Source organism: Streptomyces sp. NPDC002785, from assembly GCF_040295565.1.
In the GTDB taxonomy this organism is placed as follows: Bacteria; Actinomycetota; Actinomycetes; order Streptomycetales; family Streptomycetaceae; genus Streptomyces.
Map to the genome: position 1 here is coordinate 1 of NZ_JBEOVN010000382.1, position 2,870 is coordinate 2,870.

2 protein-coding genes and 1 pseudogene are annotated in these 2,870 nt (G+C 69.8%); 2 read left to right on the forward strand and 1 reads right to left on the reverse strand.

Annotation, left to right across the window (positions count from 1 at the left end; genetic code table 11):
• Positions 1-229: 229 nt before the first annotated feature.
• A complete protein-coding gene (locus ABTZ94_RS37160) occupies positions 230-1,891 on the forward strand; it encodes an MFS transporter (RefSeq protein ID WP_351207827.1) in 1,662 nt (553 codons plus the stop codon).
• 25 nt (positions 1,892-1,916) lie between these two features.
• Positions 1,917-2,255: pseudogene (locus ABTZ94_RS37165) on the forward strand (hypothetical protein); the annotation flags it as partial.
• Positions 2,256-2,323: 68 nt separating this feature from the next.
• Here ABTZ94_RS37165 and ABTZ94_RS37170 read toward each other — a convergent pair.
• Positions 2,324-2,746, reverse strand: a complete 423-nt coding sequence (locus ABTZ94_RS37170) for an AraC-like ligand-binding domain-containing protein (RefSeq protein ID WP_351207829.1) — start codon at positions 2,744-2,746, stop codon at positions 2,324-2,326.
• Between the last annotated feature and the right edge of the window lie 124 nt (positions 2,747-2,870).

Genomic DNA, 2,870 nt, shown 5'->3' on the forward strand with positions numbered 1-2,870 from the left:
CCTGAATCAGGGGGCTCAGGCGTATCCGGACCCCGCTCAGGGGCGCGGAACGTTGCGCAGGCCGGCCCCGGCCAGCTGCCGTGCACTGCGCTCAGGGGCCACAGGCGGTGCGCCCTCGGTCAACCGCCTTCCGCCGCCCGCCCCTACAGTCGCATCGGCTATGCCCGCACGGCGCCTGAGACATTGCCGGATGCAAGGTGTCCGCATCCTCATTCCGGTATGGACCAGCATGAGCACCGCAGTGTCACCGAAAGACCGCCCACGACCGAATTCGGCCTGGGCCCCGTTCGCAGCGCGTGTCTTCCGCGCGCTGTGGATCGCGCAACTCGTCTCCAATATCGGCAGCTGGATGCAGACCGTGGGCGCACAGTGGCTGCTGGTCGGGCAGGATGCCGCACTGGTGACGCTCGTTCAGACCGCCTCCAGCCTCCCCGTCGTGCTGCTGGCCCTGCCTTCGGGCGTGCTGGCCGACCGTTACGACCGCCGCAGGGTGCTGCTGGCCGCGCAGTTCGCCATGCTCGCCATCTCCAGCGTGCTGACCGTCCTGGCGTTCGCGGATGAGCTCACTCCGGGGCTGCTGCTCAGCCTCACGTTCCTGCTGGGATGCGGCACCGCTCTGATGGGCCCGGCCTGGCAGGCGATCCAGCCGGAGCTCGTGGAACGCAGCCAGTTGGGACAGGCGGCCGCACTCGGCGGCGTGAACATGAACCTGGCCCGCGCCCTCGGCCCGGCCCTGGGCGGAGCGGTGGTCGCGGCAGCAGGCGCGGGCTGGGTTTTCGCCTTCAACGCCGCTTCCTACCTCGGCATCGCCGCCGTTCTCACGCTTTGGAAGCGACCGCTGGCCCAGGCGCCCACGGCTGAGGGCGAGAAGTTCCTGACGGCCCTGCACGCCGGCCGCCGCTATGTGTGGTACGCGCCCGGAGTCCGCCGAGTCCTGCTGCGCACAGTGCTGTTCATACCCGGCGCAGCCGCGTTGTGGTCGCTGCTTCCCCTGGTCGCGAGCCGTTCCCTGGGCCTGGGTTCGGGAGGGTACGGACTGCTGCTCGGCGCGGTCGGTGTCGGTGCCGTCGGCGGGACCTTCGTGCTGCCGGCTGTCTGCCGCGCTCTCGGCGTCAACGGCACTCTCGCCGCAGGCGCCCTCGTCTTCGCCGGAGTACTGGCGGTACTGGCCACAGTCCGGATCCCGTGGCTCGCGGTGGTCGTGCTGCTGCCCGCCGGACTGGCCTGGATCGGCGTGCTGTCCATCCTCAACGCGGCCCTCCAGACGAGGCTGCCCGGCTGGGTAAGGGCCCGGGGACTCGCCGTGTACCTCCTGGTCTTCCAGGGTGGGCAGGCCCTGGCGGCACCTGTGTGGGGTGCGCTGGCCGATGGACTGGGACTGACTGTCTCGCTCCTGGCCGGCAGCGGACTGCTCCTGGCCGGCGCGGTGAGCGTGCGCCGCTGGCCGCTGCACGGCACGGACGCCATCGACCCGAGCCCGTCCGACCACTGGCCCGTTCCGCCCCTGGTGTTCGAGCCCGGACCGGCCGACGGCCCAGTACTGGTCTCCGTCGTCTACCGGGTCGACCCCGGGAATCGGGCAGCCTTCACCGACTGCATGGACGATGTGGCCCGTTCACGTCGGCGCACGGGAGCCCTCACCTGGGGGCTCTACCAGGACGGCAACGACCCCGAGCGGTTCATCGAGAACTACCTGGTCGCCTCATGGTCGGAGCATCTCGCCCAGCACCACAGCCGGCTCACGGCCACCGACCGCCGCTACGAGGAGCGGGCCCGCCGCCTGCTGGTGAAGGGCACTGCACCAGAGGTGACCCACGCATTCGATGCTGCCGCGGGGCCTGTGATGCCCGAGACGCAGGAGACGGCCGACGCGATGAACAAGTCGGGGTGACGCCCGCCGAAGGCCGGGCGGGGACGTGAAGTTCATGGTCCAGACCCTGACCGCCGCCGGCGAACTCCAGCGAGACCTCCAGCGCGAGCTGACCTACGACGGACCACGGGCCGCCGAGGCGAAGGGCAGCAAGGGCGGCCGCCGCCCGGCTATCCCGGCCGCCAACGAGATGACGGTCGATGAACGCCTGGATGCGCAGCAGCAGTGCCCGGTTCCTGCCGGGTGTGTCCGCGCTCAACCGGCCGAGAACTTCGTCGACCAGCACACCGAGCAGGTCCACGACGCTACGGGCCATCAGCTCGCTGGTGCGCGGCGGGTAGTTTCCGGCGCCGTCCACGAGCCTGGCCAGGAAGGGCGAGAGTAGACCGCCGAGCGGCGTGTCGGGGCCGAGCGGGGAGGCCGTGACGTGAGCCATGTCGGACTCGCTCAGGCCTAGAACCTCTCTTGGCAGGATGAGGGACTTCGTGGGGAAGATTCAGCCGGACGGGGGCGTGCCATGTCGTAGACGAAGATGTCCCCTGGTCCAAGGAGCGCTTCACGGCCGTCCTGCTCCCGTCGGGCGACTCCTCTGTCCAGCAGTTTGACGACCACGGACTCCTCTTGACCGTCCTGCGTGACGTGTCGGCGCGTTCGCAGGACGGACAGGCAGTCGCCGTCCACGGTGACGGCCTGGAGCCGGCCGAGTGGCGCCGTACGGATCGTGCCGGAGAACACCTCGTCGGAGGCGTTCATGTCCATGGCGCCGAACGTCCGGGACAGGGCTTCGCGCCAGGACGCCCGTCTGCGGGGGACGGGCAGCGAATCGGTGGTGTGGAAGCTGCCGGGGGCGCTGCTTTCCTGGACATCCGGCGTCATGATCTCCGCCCTTCAACTGGTTGTGCCTTCTGAGAGCCTGTCGGGTGGCTGATCATGCGTGATGCGTGACGGTCGTGATCTGCCTTCCGGGCATGGCGACGGCCCCGGAATGATCACGTGGTGT

Excerpts from the sequence above, each read along its gene's own strand:
- ABTZ94_RS37170 (WP_351207829.1), bottom strand. The coding sequence starts at position 2,746 with ATGACGCCGGATGTCCAGGAAAGCAGCGCCCCCGGCAGCTTCCACACC.
- ABTZ94_RS37160 (WP_351207827.1), top strand. The coding sequence starts at position 230 with ATGAGCACCGCAGTGTCACCGAAAGACCGCCCACGACCGAATTCGGCC.